19 protein-coding genes are annotated in these 18,424 nt (G+C 70.8%); 12 read left to right on the top strand and 7 right to left on the bottom strand.

The window, feature by feature from the left end; genetic code table 11:
* Positions 1-5: 5 nt before the first annotated feature.
* Positions 6-371: a hypothetical protein gene (locus ABEA34_RS05800; RefSeq protein ID WP_345520171.1), complete on the bottom strand. Its 366-nt coding sequence runs from the start codon at positions 369-371 to the stop codon at positions 6-8.
* Between the two features lie 126 nt (positions 372-497).
* Here ABEA34_RS05800 and ABEA34_RS05795 point away from each other — a divergent pair, with 126 nt between their 5' ends.
* From ABEA34_RS05795 to ABEA34_RS05780, 4 genes are read left to right on the top strand one after another with little or no spacing between them, the layout of a single operon-like run.
* Positions 498-1,946 (top strand): WS/DGAT/MGAT family O-acyltransferase, encoded by a 1,449-nt coding sequence (locus tag ABEA34_RS05795; RefSeq protein ID WP_345520169.1) that lies wholly within the window; start codon positions 498-500, stop codon positions 1,944-1,946.
* Positions 1,943-2,290 (top strand): DUF6912 family protein, encoded by a 348-nt coding sequence (locus tag ABEA34_RS05790; RefSeq protein WP_345520167.1) that lies wholly within the window; start codon positions 1,943-1,945, stop codon positions 2,288-2,290. The genes ABEA34_RS05795 and ABEA34_RS05790 overlap by 4 nt, the downstream gene beginning before the upstream one ends.
* Positions 2,291-2,339: 49 nt before the next feature.
* Positions 2,340-3,968, top strand: a complete 1,629-nt coding sequence (gene pruA, locus ABEA34_RS05785; protein WP_345520165.1) for an L-glutamate gamma-semialdehyde dehydrogenase — start codon at positions 2,340-2,342, stop codon at positions 3,966-3,968.
* Entirely contained in the window at positions 3,968-4,117 is a 150-nt protein-coding gene (locus tag ABEA34_RS05780) for a hypothetical protein (protein WP_345520163.1), read from the top strand. Before pruA ends, ABEA34_RS05780 begins: the two co-directional genes overlap by 1 nt.
* Here the strand turns inward: ABEA34_RS05780 and ABEA34_RS05775 are convergent.
* Positions 4,114-4,506: an ArsI/CadI family heavy metal resistance metalloenzyme gene (locus tag ABEA34_RS05775; RefSeq protein ID WP_345520160.1), complete on the bottom strand. Its 393-nt coding sequence runs from the start codon at positions 4,504-4,506 to the stop codon at positions 4,114-4,116. The two genes, ABEA34_RS05780 and ABEA34_RS05775, sit on opposite strands and share 4 nt — an antisense overlap.
* A 79-nt stretch (positions 4,507-4,585) precedes the next feature.
* Between ABEA34_RS05775 and ABEA34_RS05770 the strand changes: the two genes are divergently transcribed.
* The 3 genes from ABEA34_RS05770 to ABEA34_RS05760 are packed head-to-tail and all read left to right on the top strand — an operon-like array spanning position 4,586 to position 6,023.
* Positions 4,586-4,945 carry a metalloregulator ArsR/SmtB family transcription factor gene (locus ABEA34_RS05770; RefSeq protein ID WP_345520158.1) on the top strand — a complete coding sequence of 120 codons (360 nt, stop codon included), beginning with the start codon at positions 4,586-4,588 and terminating at the stop codon, positions 4,943-4,945.
* Complete coding sequence (locus ABEA34_RS05765) at positions 4,942-5,610, top strand: aquaporin (RefSeq protein WP_345520156.1); 669 nt, start codon at positions 4,942-4,944, stop codon at positions 5,608-5,610. The genes ABEA34_RS05770 and ABEA34_RS05765 overlap by 4 nt, the downstream gene beginning before the upstream one ends.
* Positions 5,607-6,023, top strand: coding sequence for an arsenate reductase ArsC (locus tag ABEA34_RS05760; protein ID WP_345520154.1), 417 nt, complete (start codon positions 5,607-5,609; stop codon positions 6,021-6,023). Before ABEA34_RS05765 ends, ABEA34_RS05760 begins: the two co-directional genes overlap by 4 nt.
* Here ABEA34_RS05760 and ABEA34_RS05755 read toward each other — a convergent pair.
* Both ABEA34_RS05755 and ABEA34_RS05750 read right to left on the bottom strand, forming a co-directional pair.
* The gene (locus tag ABEA34_RS05755) at positions 6,008-6,490 is read right to left on the bottom strand and encodes a DUF2505 domain-containing protein (RefSeq protein WP_345520152.1); all 483 of its coding nucleotides are present in this window, start codon (positions 6,488-6,490) and stop codon (positions 6,008-6,010) included. The genes ABEA34_RS05760 and ABEA34_RS05755 overlap by 16 nt on opposite strands.
* Positions 6,487-6,969, bottom strand: coding sequence for a DUF2505 domain-containing protein (locus tag ABEA34_RS05750; protein WP_345520150.1), 483 nt, complete (start codon positions 6,967-6,969; stop codon positions 6,487-6,489). The genes ABEA34_RS05755 and ABEA34_RS05750 overlap by 4 nt, the downstream gene beginning before the upstream one ends.
* A gap of 56 nt (positions 6,970-7,025) precedes the next feature.
* On the opposite strand from ABEA34_RS05750, the gene ABEA34_RS05745 reads away from it, so the two are divergent.
* The 3 genes from ABEA34_RS05745 to ABEA34_RS05735 are packed head-to-tail and all read left to right on the top strand — an operon-like array spanning position 7,026 to position 13,141.
* Entirely contained in the window at positions 7,026-7,832 is an 807-nt protein-coding gene (locus ABEA34_RS05745; RefSeq protein ID WP_345520148.1) for a tryptophan 2,3-dioxygenase, read from the top strand.
* Positions 7,833-7,877: 45 nt separating this feature from the next.
* A complete protein-coding gene (locus tag ABEA34_RS05740) occupies positions 7,878-12,746 on the top strand; it encodes an NAD-glutamate dehydrogenase (protein WP_345520146.1) in 4,869 nt (1,622 codons plus the stop codon).
* A complete protein-coding gene (locus tag ABEA34_RS05735) occupies positions 12,743-13,141 on the top strand; it encodes a VOC family protein (protein WP_345520144.1) in 399 nt (132 codons plus the stop codon). Before ABEA34_RS05740 ends, ABEA34_RS05735 begins: the two co-directional genes overlap by 4 nt.
* A 4-nt stretch (positions 13,142-13,145) precedes the next feature.
* On the opposite strand, the gene ABEA34_RS05730 is transcribed toward ABEA34_RS05735, so the two are convergent.
* Positions 13,146-13,913 (bottom strand): sulfite exporter TauE/SafE family protein, encoded by a 768-nt coding sequence (locus ABEA34_RS05730; protein ID WP_345520142.1) that lies wholly within the window; start codon positions 13,911-13,913, stop codon positions 13,146-13,148.
* 79 nt (positions 13,914-13,992) lie between these two features.
* Between ABEA34_RS05730 and ABEA34_RS05725 the strand changes: the two genes are divergently transcribed.
* Positions 13,993-15,273 carry an SLC13 family permease gene (locus ABEA34_RS05725; RefSeq protein ID WP_345520140.1) on the top strand — a complete coding sequence of 427 codons (1,281 nt, stop codon included), beginning with the start codon at positions 13,993-13,995 and terminating at the stop codon, positions 15,271-15,273.
* Here ABEA34_RS05725 and ABEA34_RS05720 read toward each other — a convergent pair.
* Together ABEA34_RS05720 and ABEA34_RS05715 are read right to left on the bottom strand one after the other, a co-directional pair.
* Positions 15,212-16,501, bottom strand: a complete 1,290-nt coding sequence (locus ABEA34_RS05720; RefSeq protein ID WP_345520138.1) for an RNA polymerase sigma factor — start codon at positions 16,499-16,501, stop codon at positions 15,212-15,214. The genes ABEA34_RS05725 and ABEA34_RS05720 overlap by 62 nt on opposite strands.
* Positions 16,501-16,860 (bottom strand): YciI family protein, encoded by a 360-nt coding sequence (locus ABEA34_RS05715; protein ID WP_345520136.1) that lies wholly within the window; start codon positions 16,858-16,860, stop codon positions 16,501-16,503. Before ABEA34_RS05715 ends, ABEA34_RS05720 begins: the two co-directional genes overlap by 1 nt.
* Positions 16,861-17,171: 311 nt before the next feature.
* Between ABEA34_RS05715 and ABEA34_RS05710 the strand changes: the two genes are divergently transcribed.
* A complete protein-coding gene (locus ABEA34_RS05710; protein WP_345520134.1) occupies positions 17,172-18,419 on the top strand; it encodes an HNH endonuclease signature motif containing protein in 1,248 nt (415 codons plus the stop codon).
* Positions 18,420-18,424: the final 5 nt, after the last annotated feature.

The following is an 18,424-nucleotide window of genomic DNA, read 5'->3' as shown; positions in this document are numbered from 1 at the left end:
GGCCGTCACTTCACTTCGAGCTGGACGATGACCTTGTCCAGGTGGTGCGACTCGACGTCGACCGTGCCGGGCTGGTCCATCCCCTTGATGGTCTGCGTCGACTCGCCGGCCGGGTACTCGAGCTCCTGCTCGGGGGAGGAGTGCACGTGGATCTCGCCCGCGACGTCCGCGGTGACCTCGAGCTCGATGTCCTGACCCGTCGCGACCTCGATGCGCTCGCCGTTCGGGGTGACCGAGTCACCGTCGAACGTCACCTTGATGACCTTGGGGTCCGATGACCCGGAGTCGGAAGGCGAGTCCGAGTCCCCGCACGCGGTGGCGAAGGTGAGGGTGGCCAGCACGACGGCGGCTGCCGCGAGGGTTCGGCGCATGGTGCATCCTTCTGCTCTGTTCCGGGCAGGGAACACCTGCCGACCGATGACGCGTGTCAGAATCCCACGGGAACCCAAGAGCCGGCTGAGCGGCCCCTGGATGCGGCGAAGACGAAAGGGCAGAGCATGAGCGAGCGGCTCCGCCCGCGCGACGTGGCCCTGCTGGCCGAGGAGTCGCCCACCACCCCGATGCACAACGCGACCGTCGAGATCTTCGAGCCCGGCCCGTCCGGCTTCGACTATCCGCGGCTCGTCGAGCTGGTGCAGGACCGGATCTCCTTCGTCCCGCGCTACCGCCAGCGCGTCCAGTTCGTGCCCGGCCGGATCGCCAACCCGGTCTGGGTCGACGACGAGCACTTCGACATCGGCTTCCACGTACGCCGGTCCGCGCTCCCGCGCCCGGGCAGCCTCGACCAGCTCCGCGAGCTGGTCTCCCGGATCGTGTCGCGGCCGTTGGACCGCAGCCGTCCGCTGTGGGAGATCTACGTGGTCGAGGGGCTGGCCGACGGCCAGTTCGCGCTGCTGACCAAGTCGCACCACGTGCTGGTCGACGGCATCGACACCGTCGACATCGGCCAGGTGCTGCTCGACACGGGCGCCGAGCCCAAGGAGCTCGGGGCCGACGACTGGCGGGCGCGCCGTGCGCCGTCGCCGTTCTCGTTGATGGCCGGCGCGGTCAAGGACTCCGCGGCCGACCTGGACACCGTCGTCGACACGGTGCGTTCGACCACGGGCGCCGTGCTCCGCAGCGCGGCCTCCGGGGCCCGGACGACGGGCCGCGTCATCGACGCCCTCACCAACCGCACGCCGCGGTCGGACTCGCCCATCATCGGGCCGCTCTCGCAGCAGCGACGGGTCGTGACGGTCCGCACCGACCTCGCCGACTACCGCAAGGTGCGCGAGGTGCACGGCGGCACCATCAACGACGTCGTGCTGGCCACCGTCACCGGGGGCCTGCGGGCCTGGCTGATGACCCGGGGCGAGTCGATGCGCGGGATCCGGAAGATCCGGGCCCTCGCTCCCGTGTCGGTCATCGACGACGAGCTCGAGGCGACCGCGCTCGGCAGCCAGATCGCCGCGCACTTCGTGGACCTGCCGGTCGGCGAGCCGAGCCCCCTCGTGCGGCTGCACCAGGTGTCCTACTCCTTCCAGGCCCACCAGGAGACCGGCCGCGGCATCCCCGCGTCGCGGTTGGCGGGGATGTCCGGGTTCGCGCCCGCGACGTTCCACGCGCTCGGGGCGCGGGTCGCCGGAGCGGAGCGCCGCCGGGGCTACCAGCTCTGCGTCACCAACGTGCCCGGACCGCAGGCGCCGTTGTACGCCGCAGGCGCGCGGATGGTCGCGACCTATCCCGTGCCCCCGCTCTTCGAGGGGCGGCCACTGGCGATCGGCGTGACGTCGTACGACGGGTCGGTCTTCTACGGGATCAACGCCGACCGCGACATGCTCCTCGACGCCGACCTGATCGGGCAGTGCATCCGCGAGGCGCTCGACGAGCTCGTCGACTCCGCGTCGCCGAGCCGCAACCGCGCCCCGCGTGGGCGGCGCAAGCGCAAGACCCCGGAGCCGACATGAGCACGCGGGTCTACCTCCCGCTGACCGCCGCCCTGCTGGCGGACCTGCACGCCACCGGCGAGGTGACCGTGACGGACGACTTCGTGGTCGCGGAGGACGACAGCGAGGACGGCGAGTACGCCGCGCTGATGACCGCCGCCGACGCGTCGACCGCGCTGCTCGCCGGCGCGGGCCGTCGCGTGGTCGTCGTGGCCGAGCTCGAGAAGGAGCCCGAGCCCGGCTGGACGATCCCGTTGAAGCGCCTCGTGGCCGTCCACGCCGACCCCGAGGACCGCCCGGCCGACGCCGATCCCGACGAGGACCTCGGCTGGTACGGCGTGCAGGAGATCCCCCAGCTGCTGTGAGCGGCGGCAGGTTTGGGGGCCTGCGAGCGGGAGTGAGAGCATCGCTGGCATGGACGCCGTCACCACCCCTCCTGCCCCGATCAACGAGACCGTTCTCGACTACGCACCCGGCTCGCCCGAGCGGGAGGCGCTGCAGGTCGAGATCGCGAACCTCGAGAAGAAGCAGAAGGACCTCAAGGCGCACATCGGCGGCCGCCGCAAGGCCGGTGGCGGCGCCGAGATCAAGGTCGTCCAGCCGCACGACCACCAGCACGTCCTCGGGGTGTTCAAGAACTCCACGCAGGCCGACGCGAAGGCGGCGATCAAGGCCGCGGCCGACGCGGCCCCCGGCTGGCGCGAGATGGACTTCGACGACCGCGCGGCGATCATCCTCAAGGCGGCCGACCTGCTCGCTGGTCCCTGGCGCCAGCGCCTCAACGCGGCCACCGTGCTCGGGCAGTCGAAGACGGCGTACCAGGCCGAGATCGACGCGGCCTGCGAGCTCATCGACTTCTGGCGCTACAACGTCACCTACGCGCGCGACATCCTCGGCGACCAGCCGATCGCCAACAGCCCCGGCGTGTGGAACCGCACCGACCACCGCCCGCTCGAGGGCTTCGTCTACGCGATCACGCCCTTCAACTTCACCGCGATCGCCGGCAACCTGCCGACCGCCCCGGCGCTGATGGGCAACACCGTCATCTGGAAGCCCTCGCCGACCCAGCAGCTCGCCGCGTCGCTGACGATGGAGCTGCTCGAGGAGGCGGGGATGCCGCCGGGCGTCATCAACATGCTCCCCGGCGACGGCCTCGAGGTCTCGAAGGTCGCGCTCGCCAGCCCCGACCTGGCCGGCATCCACTTCACCGGCTCGACCCCGACCTTCCAGCACCTGTGGCGCGAGGTCGGCAACAACATCGAGCGCTACCGCTCCTACCCGCGCATCGTCGGCGAGACCGGCGGCAAGGACTTCATCGTCGCCCACCCGTCGGCCGACCCGGCGGTCGTGCGTACGGCGATGATCCGCGGCGCCTTCGAGTTCCAGGGCCAGAAGTGCTCGGCCGCATCGCGGGCGTATGTCGCCCGCTCGGTCTGGAAGAAGATGAAGGACTCGTTCCTCTCCGAGATCGAGACGATCAAGATCGGCGACCCGACGGACTTCTCCAACTTCATGGGCGCGGTCATCGACGACCGGGCCTTCGCCAAGCACAAGGCGGCGATCGCCCGCGCGAAGCGCCAGAAGAAGCTCGACGTCATCGTCGGCGGCACCACCGACGACTCGGTCGGCTACTTCGTCAGCCCGACCGTCGTCGAGTCGACCGACCCGACCGATGCCATGTTCACGACCGAGTACTTCGGCCCGATCCTGGCCGTCCACGTCTACGAGGACGGCGACTTCGAGAAGGTCGTCCGCGGCATGGAGTCGATCGCGCCGTACGCCCTGACCGGCTCGATCATCGCCCAGGACCGCCGCGCGATCGCCTGGGCGCAGGCCGAGCTGCGCTTCGCCGCCGGCAACTTCTACATCAACGACAAGCCCACCGGCGCGGTCGTCGGTCAGCAGCCCTTCGGCGGCGGCCGGGCGAGCGGCACCAACGACAAGGCCGGTGCCGCGGTCAACCTGCTCCGGTGGACCAGCCCGCGGTCGATCAAGGAGACGTTCGTGCCGCCGACCGACTACCGCTACCCCTACCTGGGCTGATGCTTCCGTTGCACATGGGTGCGCTGCACCCCTTCGAGCAGGTGCTGACGCTGGTCCTGGCGTTCGGCCCGTTCGTCGTGCTCGGGGCCGTCATCGTGCACCGCCGCCGGCAGGGTGACCGCGAGGTCGAGGAGACCCCGGCCGACTAGCAGCAGGCCGCCGACTCCACCGGGCTGTCGGCGAGGACCGTGTAGACCTCCCAGCGCTCGCCGTTCGGTGCGCCCTCGACCCAGAACTTGTCCTGCTTGGCGTAGCAGCAGACCGTGCCCCGCTCGTCGATCGACGCGAACCCGGCCTCGGCCAGGCGGGTCTGCTCGGCGTCCACGGCGTCGGTGTCCGCCACCTCGACGCCGAGGTGGTTGATGCTGCCGCCGTGGCCGGCGTTCTCGATCAGCACCAGCTTGAGCGGCGGCTCGGCGACCGCGAAGTTCGCGTACCCGTCGCGGACCTTGGCGGGCGGGGAGTCGAACAGCTTCGAGTAGAACGCGATCGAGGCGTCGAGGTCGTCGACGTTGAGGGCGAGCTGGATGCGGGACATGACGTCTCCTCAAGAGATAGATGAACTTCGATGTCTGCAGAACGTGACACAGGACATCGACATCTGTCAATATCGACGCATGTCGAAGTCTGTCCTCGAGCTGACCCCCGTCCAGGCGGTCGCCTGCTGCTCACCGCTGACCCGTGAGCCGCTGAGCGCCGAGACCGCCGAGCGGGTCATGCCGCTCGTCAAGGCCATCGCCGACCCGGTCCGGCTCCGGCTGCTCTCGCTGGTGGCGTCGCACGCGGACGGCGAAGCCTGCGTCTGCGACCTCAACGACGCGTTCGACCTGTCCCAGCCGACGATCAGCCACCACCTCAAGCTGCTCCACGAGGCGGGCCTGCTCGACCGGGAGAAGCGCGGGGTCTGGGTCTACTACCGGGTCAACCGGTCGGCGTTGGGCGACCTGGCCGCGCTCCTCGGCGGCGTCACCACGTGACCCTGCTCCGCCAGGCGGTCGCCGAGCTCGTCGGTACGGCGTTCCTGGTCACCGCCGTCGTCGGCTCCGGCATCGCCGCCCAGCGGCTCTCGCCCGACGACACCGGCCTGCAGCTGCTCGAGAACAGCATCGCCACCGGAGCCGTCCTGGTCGCGCTGATCCTGGCGTTCCAGCCGGTCTCCGCGTCGTTCAACCCGGTCGTCACGGCGGTCGAGGCGGCGCTCGGCCGCGTCTCCGTGCCGACCGCGGGCGTGCTCGTGGTCGCCCAGGTCGTCGGTGGCGCGGTCGGAGCCGTCGTCGCCAACCTGATGTTCGAGCTGGACGCGGTGTCGGTCTCGACCCACGACCGCGGTGGGTCCGGACAGCTGCTCGGCGAGGTGGTCGCGACCCTCGGCCTGGTGCTGGTCGTCTTCGGCAGCCTGCGGTCGGCCCGGGTCGAGACGGTCGCCTTCGCGGTCGGCGGCTACATCGCCGCGGCGTACTGGTTCACCAGCTCGACCAGCTTCGCCAACCCGGCCGTGACGCTGGCCCGCACGCTCTCCGACACCTTCGCCGGCATCGCGCCGTCGTCGGTGCCGCTCTTCGTCCTGATGCAGCTCGTCGGCGGGGTGCTCGCCCTGGCCCTGCTCCGACTGCTCCACCCCCAACCCCAGGAGGCGCCATGACCAAGCCGACCGTGCTCTTCGTCTGCGTGCACAACGCCGGCCGCTCCCAGATGGCCGCTGGCTACCTGCAGCACCTCGCCGGCGACCGTGTCGAGGTCCTCTCGGCAGGCTCGCGGCCCGGCACGTCCGTCAACCCGGTGGCCGTGGCGGCGATGGCGGAGGAGGGCATCGACATCGCGGGCGCGCAGCCCAAGGTCCTGACCGAGGACGCCGTGCGCGAGTCGGACGTCGTGATCACGATGGGCTGTGGCGACGAGTGCCCGTACTTCCCCGGCAAGCGCTACGAGGACTGGGTGCTCGACGACCCCGCGGGCCAGGGCCTCGACGTCGTACGCCGGGTCCGCGACGAGATCCGCGCCCGCGTGGAGGCTCTCATCGGCGAGCTCGCGCCTGACCCTCAGCGCGACAGGTAGGCGGTCGCGACCTTCTCCTCGGCCCGCAGCGCCTTGCGCAGCATGTCGGCGATCAGCTTCTCGATCTTGCCGCCCACCAGCGGGATGTTGACCGTGATCTCCACGTCGACGGTCTCCGTCGTGGACCCGCCGTCCTCGACGAGGTCGATCGAGCCGACCATCTGGCCGGGCTTGCCCGGGATGGAGACGTGGAGGTCGGCGTGCTCGGCCGAGCTCCACTCCTCGCGCTGCACGATGTTGATCTCGGAGCCCACGAACCTGGTCGCGAACGACGGCAGCCCGGTCGCCGGCATCACCTGGTCGACCACGGCGGTGGTGATCTCACCGTCGGTCTCGATCTCGAAGGTCCCGCTGATGCTTCCCTGCGCCGCGATCACCTGGTCGCGGTAGGCCGCGTCATCGAGCATCGCGCTCACGTCGGCCAGCGCCGCGGCGTACGTCATCGTGTGCGTGAGTCGGGTGCTCATCGCGTGCCCTCCAGGTAGGCGACGCCGGCCCGCTGCTCGGCCTCGATGCCGGCGGTGACCTGCTCGGCGAGCAGCTTCTCCAGCTTGCCGCCGATGAGCGGGACCTTGATCTTGAGCTCCAGCTCGATGATCTCGCGGGTCGCGTCGCCGTCGGGCTCCAGCGTGATCGTGCCCCGCACCTCCGACGGCTTGCCGGGCGCCTCGATGTCCAGCGTGCCGCGCGTGGCGTCGGCCCACTCCTCGCGCTGGATCGCGCGGGTGGTGTCGCCGGCGAAGGTCCGGGCGAACGCCGGCAGGCCGTCGGTCTTCTGCACCCGGTCGATCGTCAGCGAGAAGCCCTTGCCCTTCTTCTCCACGGTGACCTCCGCGGAGATCGCCTCGCCCTCGGCGCACCCGGCCTCCCGGAAGGCCGGGTCGGCCAGCATCGCGAAGACCTCGGCGGGGGAGGCGTCGTACGTGAGCTCGTGTCGGAACTTCATGGGCGACATCATGCCGGGCCGGAGGCCGGCCGAAACCGTCTCGTTAGTCTCGCCCCATGACCGACGAGAGCTTTGTGTCCTTCGGCGAGCAGGGCGCTCAGCTGACCTACGGCAGCTACCTCCGGCTCCCGCAGCTGCTCGACTCCCAGCACCTGGAGTCGGACCCGCCCGCGCACGACGAGCTGCTCTTCATCACGATCCACCAGGTCTACGAGCTGTGGTTCAAGCAGCTGCTGCACGAGGTGACCGCGGCTCGCGACGCGATGCTCGCGGGCGCCGGTGGCGGTCGGCTGTGGTGGGCCCAGCACCTGCTCGCCCGGGTGCACGTGATCGAGCGGACGCTGATCCAGCAGGTCGACGTGCTGGAGACGATGACCCCGCAGGACTTCCTGGAGTTCCGGCAGCAGCTCGCGCCGGCCAGCGGCTTCCAGTCGGTGCAGTTCCGCGAGCTGGAGTTCCTGTCGGGGGCGAAGGACGCGTCGTACGTCCAGCGCTTCAAGGGGATCACGGCGGCCGAGCGGCAGCACCTCGACGACCGCCTCGCTGAGCCGACCCTCTGGGACGCGTTCCTGGTGGTGCTCGGCTCCGTCGGGCTCGCGGCCGGCAGCGGCGAGGAGATCACCGCGTCGCTGCGCACGGTCGCCCACGACCGGGACCAGTACGCCGTCGTGTGGGCGCTCGCCGAGGCGCTGCTGCAGCACGACGAGCTGGCCGCGAGCTGGCGGGCCCGCCACGTCGTGATGGTGGAGCGGATGATCGGCGCCAAGTCGGGGACCGGCGGGTCGAGCGGCGCGACGTACCTCCGCTCGCGGCTGCCGGTGCAGTACTACCCCTTGCTGTGGGAGCTGCGCAGCGAGCTCTGACCCCCGGGTTGGCCCGGTGCACACCGGCGTCCTAGTGTCGGAGCCGTGTCAACGACGACGCACGAAGTGGACAAGTCCGCGCTGCTCTCCCAGGCCATCGATGTCGCTCGCGGGGGAAGGGGGAGCGGGGGTCCGCCGCACGACCTCGTCGACGCCCTCTTGCGGGCCTACTACCGCCGCGTGGCGGTCGAGGACATCGAGGACCGGTCCGACGTCGACGTGTACGGCGCGTTCGCCTCGCACTACCGGCTCGCCGGCACGAGGCCGCAGGGGACGGCACGGGTGCGGGTGTTCACGCCGGGCCCGAGCGACCAGGGCTGGTCGGCCGACGGGCACTCCGTGGTCGAGGTCGTCGTCGACGACATGCCCTTCCTGGTGGACTCGTTGACGATGGAGCTCTCGCGCCAGCTGCACGACGTGCACCTGGTGATCCACCCGCTCTTCGACGTGGTCCGCGACATCACCGGCACCCTCCAGGAGGTGCGACCCGTCGCGGTCGGCGACGCCGAGGTCGACGAGGGCGAGGGAGTCCGCGAGTCCTGGATGCACGTCGAGATCGACCGGATCCCCGAGGGCGAGGACGTCACCGCGCTCGAGGAGTCGATCCTGCGCGTGCTGCGCGACGTCCGCGAGTCCGTCGAGGACTGGAACAAGATGCACGCCCAGGTGGCGGAGATCGTGCACGAGCTGGCGATGGACCCGCCCGAGGGCGTCGACCCCGACGAGGTCCGGCAGGCCCGGGACCTGCTGCAGTGGCTGTCCGAGGGGCACTTCACGTTCCTGGGCTACCGCGAGTACCGCCTCGAGCGGCACGACGACGGCCAGGAGCAGGCGGAGTACCTGCGCGGCGTGGCCGGCACCGGACTCGGCATCCTGCGTGCCGACCAGGACATGGCGGCGACCTCCGGCCGGCTGCCGGCGGCTGCGGCAGCCAAGGCGCGCGAGAAGACCATGCTCGTCCTCACGAAGGCCAACTCCCGCTCGACGGTCCACCGTCCGGCGTACCTCGACTACGTGGGCGTCAAGAAGTTCGAGAACGGCGAGGTGGTCGGTGAGCGCCGCTTCCTGGGCCTCTACTCGAGCGCGGCGTACACCGAGTCCCTGACTCGGATCCCGCTGCTGCGTGACCGCGCCGACGCCGTGCTCAAGCGCATCGGGTTCGAGCCGCTGAGCCACGACGGCAAGGCCCTGATGGACACGCTCGAGACCTACCCGCGCGACGAGCTCTTCCACACGACGGTCGACGAGCTGGCGCCGATGGCCGAGCAGGCCATGCACGCCCGTGAGCGCCGCCAGCTGCGGCTCTTCATCCGTCGCGACACCTACGGCCGCTACGTCTCGGTGCTCGTCTACCTGCCCCGGGACCGCTACAACACCACCGTCCGCGAGCGCTTCTCCGAGATCCTCCGCGACCGGCTGGGCGGCGACTCCGTCGAGTTCACGGTGCGGTTGACCGAGTCGACGACGGCACGGGTCCACTTCGTCGTGCACCCACCTAAGGGCGCGGCGATCAAGGAGGTCGACACCGCCGACCTCGAGCGCCGGATGTCGGAGGCGTCCCGCTCCTGGCGCGACGACTTCGTCGCCGCGGTGATCGCCGGGTACGGCGAGGACGGCGGTGCGGTGCTGGCCCGTCGCTACCAGGACTCGTTCCCGGAGGCCTACAAGGAGGACTACGCGCCGCGGATCGCGGCGGCCGACCTGGGCCGCCTCGAGGCGATCCAGGTCGGCGACGACGGTGCTGGCATCGACCTGTCGCTCTACGAGAACCTCGACGCCGGCCGGGGCGAGGCCCGGCTCAAGGTCTTCCGGGTCGGGCCGCCGCTGTCGCTGTCCGAGATCCTGCCGATGCTCTCGTCGATGGGGGTCGAGGTCGTCGACGAACGACCCTACGAGCTCGACGACCTGCAGCGGCCGACGTACATCTACGAGTTCGGGCTGCGGTACGGCGCCGGGCTCCCCGGCAACGCCCGCGAGCTCTTCCAGGACGCGATCCGTGCGGTCTGGGAGGGCTTCAACGAGATCGACGGCTTCAACGCGCTGGTGCTCGCCGCCGGGCTGAGCTGGCGACAGGCGACCCTGCTGCGGGCGTACGCGAAGTACATGCGGCAGGGCGGCTCGCCCTTCGCCCTCGACTACATCGAGGAGGCGCTGCGCAACAACGTCGACATCACCCGGCTGCTGGTGCAGCTCTTCGAGAAGCGGTTCGACCCGAGCCTGGACCGGTCCACCGACGACGGCGAGGCGGCCATCGAGGCACGCATCGCCCGGGCGCTCGACGACGTGGCGAGCCTCGACCACGACCGCATCCTGCGCTCCTACCTGACGCACGTCCGGGCAACGCTGCGCACCAACTACTTCCAGCCGGCGGCGGAGGGCGGCCCGCGCCGCTACATCTCGCTCAAGCTCGAGCCGGACGCGATCCCGGACCTGCCCGCACCGCGGCCGAAGTACGAGATCTTCGTGTACTCGCCGAGGGTCGAGGGCTCCCACCTGCGCTTCGGCGCCGTCGCGCGCGGTGGGCTGCGCTGGTCGGACCGGCGCGACGACTTCCGCACCGAGGTGCTGGGCCTGGTCAAGGCGCAGATGGTGAAGAACACCGTGATCGTGCCGGTCGGCGCGAAGGGCGCGTTCTTCTGCAAGCAGCTGCCGGACCCGGGCGACCGGGACGCGTGGCTCGCTGAAGGCATCGCCTGCTACACGACCTTCATCTCGGGCCTGCTCGACATCACCGACAACCTCGTCGACGGGGCCGTGGTCCCGCCCGCGGACGTGGTCCGGCACGACGGCGACGACACCTACCTCGTGGTGGCCGCCGACAAGGGCACCGCGACGTTCTCCGACATCGCCAACGGCGTCGCCAAGGCCTACGGGTTCTGGCTCGGCGACGCCTTCGCGAGCGGTGGCTCGGTCGGCTACGACCACAAGGCGATGGGCATCACCGCCCGCGGTGCGTGGGTGTCGGTCCAGCGGCACTTCCGCGAGCGCGGCATCGACTGCCAGACCCAGGAGTTCACCTGCGTCGGCATCGGTGACATGTCCGGCGACGTGTTCGGCAACGGCCTGCTCTGCTCGGAGAAGACGCTGCTGGTCGCCGCCTTCGACCACCGCGACATCTTCCTCGACCCGACCCCGGACGCGGCCGCGTCGTACGCCGAGCGCAAGCGGCTCTTCGGCCTCCCGCGGTCGAGCTGGCAGGACTACGACCACGAGCTGGTCTCCGAGGGAGGTGGGATCTATCCGCGGTCCCTGAAGAAGATCGTGATCACCGAGCAGGTCCGGACCGCCCTCGGCATCGACGCCGGCGTCGAGTCGATGACGCCCGCCGAGCTGATGAGCGCGATCCTGAAGGCGCCGGTCGACCTGCTGTGGAACGGCGGCATCGGCACCTATGTGAAGGGGTCGACGGAGAGCCACGCCGACGCGGGCGACAAGGCCAACGACGGGATCCGCGTCGACGGCGGCGACGTCCGCGCGAAGTCCATCGGCGAGGGCGGCAACCTCGGCCTGACCCAGCTCGGGCGGATCGAGTACGCCCTCGCAGGCGGACGGATGAACACCGACTTCATCGACAACTCCGCGGGCGTCGACACCTCCGACCACGAGGTCAACCTCAAGATCCTGCTCGACCGGGTGGTGAAGAACGGCGACCTCACCGAGAAGCAGCGCAATCTGCTGCTCGTCGAGATGACCGACGAGGTCGCCCAGCTCGTGCTGCGCGACAACTACGAGCAGAACCTCGCGCTCGCCAACGCCATCGACCACGCACCGTCGATGCTGCACGTCCACGAGGAGTGGATCCGCCGCCTCGAGCGGGACGGCTTCCTGGACCGCGAGCTGGAGGGGCTGCCTCCGGCGCGCGAGGTGAAGCGGCGGGCCGACGCCGGCGAGGGCCTCACGGCGCCCGAGCTCTCGGTGCTGCTCGCCTGGACCAAGATCGTCCTCGAGCAGGAGCTGCTCGACTCCGACCTGCCCGACGACCCCTATCTCGACCTCGACCTGCGGGCGTACTTCCCGACGCCGGTCCAGGAGGGCTTCGGTCCGCAGGTCGAGCAGCACCCGCTGCGCCGCGAGATCATCGTGACCCAGGTCGTCAACGATCTCGTCAACGGTGCCGGCATGACCTACTGGCCACGGCTGGCCGGCGAGACCGGTGCGACGGCGGCGGAGCTGACCCGCGCCAACTTCGTCGCCCGGGAGATCTTCGGCTCCCTCGACCTGCGCCGTGAGCTGGTGACCTTCGACAACGTGCTCGACGCCGCCGTGCAGACCCGGATGCGCCTGGAGATGCGCACCCTCGTCGAGCGGGCCTCGCGGTGGCTGGTCAACAACCGCCGGCCGCCGCTGGACAGCGCCGGCACGGTCGAGCAGTTCTCCGAGCGCGTCCAGCACACGATGGCCGAGCTGCCCGACCTGATGAGCGGCCGCGAGCTTGCGGCGTACGCCGAGCGCAAGGACGCGCTCGAGGCCGTCGGCGTCCCGCAGGGTCTGGCGTCGCGGATCGCCGTGCTCCCGCCGGCGTACATGCTGCTGGGCGTCATCGAGATCGCCAACCGGGAGGGGCTCGACCCGAGCGAGGTCGCCCGCGTGCACTTCGCGCTGGGCGAGCGCCTCGGGCTGCCGGGGCTGGTGCAGCGGATCCTCGCCCTGCCGCGCGCCGACCGCTGGCAGACGATGGCCCGGGCAGCGCTGCGCGACGACCTGCACGCCGTCCACGCCCAGCTGACCGCTCAGGTGCTGGCGCGTACCTCGCCCGACGACTCCGCCGTTGCCCGGATCGCGGCGTGGGAGGAGGCGGAGGCCGTCGTGGTCCCGCGGGCCACCGCCACGCTGGAGGAGATCTGCGCGGACGAGGTCGCCGACCTGGCGCGGCTGTCCGTGGGACTGCGGGTGGTGCGGGGCCTGCTCGCATGAGCGACGTGACGGCGACGGTCGCATCGATCACCGTCGACTGCGTCGACGCGCTCGTCGTCGGGACGTTCTGGTCGGCGGTGCTCGGCCGAGCACTGGACGAGGGTGCGTCGAGCGAGTTCGCCGCCATCGACTTCGCTGGGCGTCGGGACGCCGCGGGGTGGGCTCCGCTGGGCCCCGGCGACCAGCCCACCTGGCTGTTCGTCCGGGTGCCGGAGCCGAAGACCGCGAAGAACCGGATGCACCTCGACGTCGCCGCCGCCGACGTGGAGGCCGAGGTCGGCCGGCTGGTCGAGCTCGGCGCGACCCGGGTCGGGGACGTCGACGAGTTCGGCTACGCGTGGACCGTCATGGCCGACCCCGAGGGCAACGAGTTCTGCCTGGCCGCGACCCGCTGAGCGGTCACGACGTCAGCATGCGGACGGCGGCGGTCACGCCGACCACGACGATCAGGCTGCGCAGCAGGGTCGGGTTGAGCCGGCGGCCGATCCGCGCCCCGACGTACCCGCCGACGATGGAGCCGGCCGCGAGCAGCACCACCGCGGTCCAGTCGAGCTCGGCGATCGCGACGAAGACGACGGAGGCGACCAGGTTGCAGGCCAGGACGGCCAGCGTCTTGAGCGCGTTGAGGCTGCGGAACTCCAGGTGGGAGCCGAAGCCCAGGACCGCCATCATCATCACGCCCGACCCGGCGCCGAAGTAGCCGCCGTACACGCCGACCAGGACGGCGAAGAACGTCGTGACGGGGGAGAGGCGGGTGTGCTCGTCGGGCGGTACGGCGGCCGCGGACCTCCTCAGCCAGCTGCTGATCCGGGGCTGGGCGCCGACGAGCAGGCAGGTGCCGAGGATCAACCAGGGGACGACCGCCTCGAAGACGCCCGGCGGCAGCGCGAGCAGGAGGAGGGCGCCACCGGCCGCGCCGATCGCGCAGGTGCCGATGATCGTGGTGGCGACACGGGGGTGCTCGCGCAGCTCGGTGCGGTAGCCGAACGACCCGGTGATCGCACCCGGCGTGAGGCCGACGGCGTTGGACGCGTTGGCGACGACGGGCGGGATGCCGAGCGCGAGGAGCACCGGGAAGCTCAGCAGCGACGAGACGCCGACGGTGGAGGTCATGATCCCGGCGACCAGACCGGCGCCGAGCACCACGAGGTGTTCGAGCCCGGTCACCGGGTAACCCTAGAGGAGGCCACCCGTGTGATCGGGGTCACTCGGGACCCCGGCGGGCCGCCTGCGAAGGGATGTCCTCATGGGACCGGAATGGGTGGCGATCATCGCCCTCGTCGCACTGTTCGTCATCGGCACGGTGCTGCCGATCAACATGGGAGCGCTGGCGTACGTCGCGGCGTGGCTGGTCGGGATGTACTCGCTCCACCTCGACGAGAAGGAGATCCTCGCCGGCGTCAGCGGTGACCTGATCCTGACCCTGATCGGGGTGACCTACCTCTTCGCGATCGCGCGCAACAACGGCACCGTCGACCTGATCGTGAGATCGGCGGTCAAGGGCGTCGGCGGGAGGGTGGCGCTGATCCCGTGGGTGATGTTCGCGGTCACGGCCGTGCTCACCGCGATCGGCGCCGTCAGTCCCGCGGCGTGCGCGATCATCGGCCCGATCGCGCTGGGCTTCGCCGGTCGCTACGGCATCAGCCCGCTGATGATGGGCATGTTCGTCGTGCACGGCGCCCAGGCGGGTGGGTTCTCGCCCATCAGCATCTACGGCACCATCACCAACTCGGTGATGCGCGACAACGACCTGCCCAACAGCGAGATCACGATCTTCCTGTCCAGCCTGGTCATCAACACGATCCTCGCCGCGATCCTCTTCGTGGTCCTCGGCGGCCGCGAGCTGATGTCGCGCCGGATCGATCCCGAGGAGGAGTCGACGGGGGCCACCGGGACCGGCGGCGGGACCGACGTGGCCGTGGACACCGGCGTACGGCGGGACCAGGTGCTCACGCTGATCGCGTTCGTCGGCGTGGCGCTGGTCTCGCTGATCCTGGACAAGAACATCGGCTTCGTCGCGATCACCGCTGCGGTCATCCTCTCGATCCTCGCGCCGCAGCAGAACAAGGACACGGTCAAGCAGATCGCCTGGCCGACCGTGCTCCTGGTCGCGGGCGTCAGCACCTACGCGACCATCCTGACCACCGCAGGGTCGCCGGAGTTCGTCGGCAACTGGGCGGCGGGTCTGGCCGCTGCGGTCATCGGCGCGCTGATCCTCTGCTACGTCGGCGGCGTGGTGTCGGCGTTCGCCTCGTCGACCGCGCTGCTGCCGGTGATCATCCCGATCGCCATCCCGCTGATCGCCGACGGTGGCGTCAACGCCGGGCTCTTCGTGGCGGCGCTGGCGGTGTCGTCGACGATCGTGGACGTGAGCCCGTTCTCGACCAACGGGGCCCTGATGCTCGCCAACCGTCCGGACACCATCGAGGAGTCCGTCTACTACAAGCAGATCCTGACCTACAGCGTCATCGTCGTCCTGGTGGGTCCGTTGCTGGTGTGGGCGGCGCTGGTGCTGCCCGGTTGGTGAGCAGGGCACGCTCGTCGCCGTTGCGGGTCAGCGAGGCCGCCAGCCGGAACGCCTCGGCCGCCTCGTCGTGCCGCCCCGCGCGCTCGAGGAGGTCGCCGCGTACGGCCGCGGGCAGGTGTGAGCCGGCCAGCGCGGGATGGTCGCGGACCGCGTCGATGACCGCGAGCCCGGCGGCCGGGCCGTGGGCTCGGCCGTGCGCCACCGCGCGGTTGACCTCGACGACCGGACCCGGCGCGGTGGCGGCGAGCACGTCGTACAGGCGGGCGATCTCGGTCCAGTCGATGTCCTCCGGCCGGCGCGCCCGGGCATGGCAGGCGGCGATCGCGGCCTGGAGCACGTAGCTGCCGACCGGGCGTCCGGTCCGGCCGAGTCGCTCGGCCTCGGCCAGGGCGGCCTGCCCGCGCCGGACCAGCAGCTGGTCCCAGTGTCGTCGGTCCTGGTCCTCCAGGAGCACGGGGCGACCGGCGGCGTCCCGCCGGGCCGGCAGTCGTGAGCCCTGGAGCTCGAGGAGCGCCTGGAGCCCATGGACCTCGGGGTCATCGGGCACCAGGCGGGCGAGGACGCGGGCCAGGCGCATCGCCTCGAGGCACAGCTCGGGCCGGGTCCAGTCCGGCCCGCTGCTCGCGGCGTACCCCTCGTTGAAGATCAGGTAGACCACGGCCATCACGTCGGCCACCCGCGCCTGTCGCTCGGGGCCGGTGGGCAGCTCGAGGCTCGCGCCGTTCTCCGCGAGCCGGCGCTTGGCGCGGGAGATGCGTTGGCCGATGGTCGCGTCCTTGACCAGGTAGGCGCGGGCGATCTCCTGCGTGGTGAGGCCGCCGACGAGTCGGAGGGTCAGGGCGGTGCGCGACTCCGGAGGAAGGGCAGGGTGGCAGCTGAGGAACGCGAGCCGCAGCACGTCGTCCTCGATGTGGTCGACGGCGGCGTCGAGGTCTGGCATCTCCGCCTCCTGCAGGGTGTGGGCGAGCTCCGTCGTACGGCGGCGCAGGGTGTCGTTGCGTCGGAACTGGTCGATCGCCCGACGCTTGGCCACCGCCATCAGCCACGCGCCGGGGTTGCTGGGGACGCCCCCGTCCGGCCACTGCTCGAGGGCGGCGACGAGGGCGTCCTGGGCGAGGTCCTCCGCGAGGTCGAGGTCGCGGGTCATCCGGGTCAGCGCGCCGACCAGCCGGACCGACTCGTGCCGCCAGACCGCGGTGATGGCCTCCTGCGTGGGCTGGTTGCTCACTACCTGTCGGGGCCCCAGATCGGCCGGATCTCGACGGCGCCCTTCCATCCGGGCCAGTGCTGCTGGTGGAGCTCGAGGACGCGGCGCGCGCCCTCGACGGCCTCGTCCTGGGTGCGCGCCTCGACGATCGAGAACCCGCCGACGATCTCCTTCGCCTCGGCGTACGGGCCGTCCGTGGTCGTGATCGCGCCGTCGGCGAGACGGAGCTCGACGATCTGCTCGCCACCCCCGAGCCCACCGGCCAGGATCATCGAGCCGTCGGCGAACGCCTGCCCCATCTCCGCGTCCATCGCCTCGAACAGCGCCGGCGGCGCCTCGCCGACGTCCTGGGCCATCTTCACGAACACCATGTAGCGCATCTGCATCTCCTGGGTCTCGACGTTGCTGTCACCCGTGCGTCGATCCGACTCTTCCGTTTTCGACACGACGGCGCCAGCGACCCGAGAGGGCAAGTGCGCGGGTACGGCGCGCTCGGGTGGGCGTGACTTCCCGGCTTCCCGGCCGTAGCCCGCGCCGGTGGTTGAGCAGGGCCGCCAGGCCCGTGTCGAAAGCCCCGGAAAGCCAACCGCCCTCCAATGATCGAGATCGTGACCGTTTCGTGACCTACAAACCCTGTGGATAAAGCCATCTGAGGCCTCTGACTGTCGGTGGGCAGTGCTTGGCTGGTCCCATGACAGCGATGACCACACCCCACCACCAGGTGGCCACGGCGACCGCGCGGATGCGCGGCATCGTCGACGGCCTGGTGAATGCGTCGGTGTGGTCCATGACGTCTGGCGAGGCCGCCTCGACCCTGGTGGAGCTGACCCGGCTCGAGGCGCAGGTCGTGGAGCTCCGGTCCCGGGTGGCCCGGCACGCGGACGAGCTCCAGGTCGGCACCGAGGCCGGCGCGACGTCGACCGCGACCTGGTTGGCGCACCAGACCCGGCTCACCCGGTCGGCGGCTGCTGGGGTGGTGCACCTCGGCTACGACCTGGACACCCACGACGTGGTGCGGGACGCGCTCGCTGCCGGTGACCTTCGCCCGGAGCAGGCGGTCGTGATCCTCCGTGCCGTGAATGAGCTGCCCGACGACCTGGACACCGACCTGGTGATCCGCGCCGAGCGGCACCTGGTCGATGCCGCTGCTGAGCATGACGCGAAGACGTTGCGGATCCTCGGCCGCCGCCTCCTCGAAGTCGTCGCCCCGGACCTGGCCGACCAGCACGAGGCCGACCTCCTCGAGAAGGAAGAAGCCAAAGCAGCCCAAGCGATGCGGCTCACCATGACCGACGACGGCCACGGCAAGACCCACGCCAGGTTCACCCTCCCGACCGTGCAGGCGGCGATGCTCAAGAAGATGCTGCTGGCGATCGCCGCCCCGAAGCACCAGGCCGCCACCCACGGACCCGGCGTCGAACGCCGCCCCGGACCCGAGCGCATGGGCCGTGCGTTCGCCGAGCTCATCGAACGCATCTCCGCCAAGGACCTCCCGAAGGTCGGCGGCACCGACGCCACCATCGTGATCCACATCGACCTCGACGTGCTGACGGGCAGGCTCGACAAGGCCGGTGTCCTCGACACCGGCGAACGCATCAGCCCCTCACAGGTCCGCCGCCTCGCCTGCGCCGCCCGGATCCTCCCCGTCGTCCTCAACGGCAAGTCCGAGGTCCTCGACGTCGGCCGCGCCAAGCGCTTCTTCACCAAGGCCCAGCTCACCACCATGGCCATCCGCGACGGCGGCTGCGTCGCCGACGGCTGTGACTGGCCACCCTGGATGTGCCACGGACATCACTGGACCCGCTGGGCCGACGACGGCCCGACGGATCTCGACAACGGCGGTCTCCTGTGCCCGAGGCATCACGCCCGAGCCCACGACCCGACGTACGAGACGACCCATCGACCCACCGGCAAGATCACGTTCAACCGCCGCCAATAGTGGCG

This window comes from Nocardioides conyzicola (assembly GCF_039543825.1).
Lineage (GTDB): Bacteria > Actinomycetota > Actinomycetes > Propionibacteriales > Nocardioidaceae > Nocardioides > Nocardioides conyzicola.
This window is presented reverse-complemented; position numbering and strand designations above follow the sequence as displayed.

What these genes read in the sequence shown, in the direction of transcription:
- ABEA34_RS05800 (WP_345520171.1), bottom strand. Translation starts at nt 371, where the DNA reads ATGCGCCGAACCCTCGCGGCAGCCGCCGTCGTGCTGGCCACCCTCACC.
- ABEA34_RS05795 (WP_345520169.1), top strand. Translation starts at nt 498, where the DNA reads ATGAGCGAGCGGCTCCGCCCGCGCGACGTGGCCCTGCTGGCCGAGGAG.
- ABEA34_RS05790 (WP_345520167.1), top strand. Translation starts at nt 1,943, where the DNA reads ATGAGCACGCGGGTCTACCTCCCGCTGACCGCCGCCCTGCTGGCGGAC.
- pruA (WP_345520165.1), top strand. Translation starts at nt 2,340, where the DNA reads ATGGACGCCGTCACCACCCCTCCTGCCCCGATCAACGAGACCGTTCTC.
- ABEA34_RS05780 (WP_345520163.1), top strand. Translation starts at nt 3,968, where the DNA reads ATGCTTCCGTTGCACATGGGTGCGCTGCACCCCTTCGAGCAGGTGCTG.
- ABEA34_RS05775 (WP_345520160.1), bottom strand. Translation starts at nt 4,506, where the DNA reads ATGTCCCGCATCCAGCTCGCCCTCAACGTCGACGACCTCGACGCCTCG.
- ABEA34_RS05770 (WP_345520158.1), top strand. Translation starts at nt 4,586, where the DNA reads ATGTCGAAGTCTGTCCTCGAGCTGACCCCCGTCCAGGCGGTCGCCTGC.
- ABEA34_RS05760 (WP_345520154.1), top strand. Translation starts at nt 5,607, where the DNA reads ATGACCAAGCCGACCGTGCTCTTCGTCTGCGTGCACAACGCCGGCCGC.
- ABEA34_RS05755 (WP_345520152.1), bottom strand. Translation starts at nt 6,490, where the DNA reads ATGAGCACCCGACTCACGCACACGATGACGTACGCCGCGGCGCTGGCC.
- ABEA34_RS05750 (WP_345520150.1), bottom strand. Translation starts at nt 6,969, where the DNA reads ATGAAGTTCCGACACGAGCTCACGTACGACGCCTCCCCCGCCGAGGTC.
- ABEA34_RS05745 (WP_345520148.1), top strand. Translation starts at nt 7,026, where the DNA reads ATGACCGACGAGAGCTTTGTGTCCTTCGGCGAGCAGGGCGCTCAGCTG.
- ABEA34_RS05735 (WP_345520144.1), top strand. Translation starts at nt 12,743, where the DNA reads ATGAGCGACGTGACGGCGACGGTCGCATCGATCACCGTCGACTGCGTC.
- ABEA34_RS05725 (WP_345520140.1), top strand. Translation starts at nt 13,993, where the DNA reads ATGGGACCGGAATGGGTGGCGATCATCGCCCTCGTCGCACTGTTCGTC.
- ABEA34_RS05715 (WP_345520136.1), bottom strand. Translation starts at nt 16,860, where the DNA reads ATGCGCTACATGGTGTTCGTGAAGATGGCCCAGGACGTCGGCGAGGCG.
- ABEA34_RS05710 (WP_345520134.1), top strand. Translation starts at nt 17,172, where the DNA reads ATGACAGCGATGACCACACCCCACCACCAGGTGGCCACGGCGACCGCG.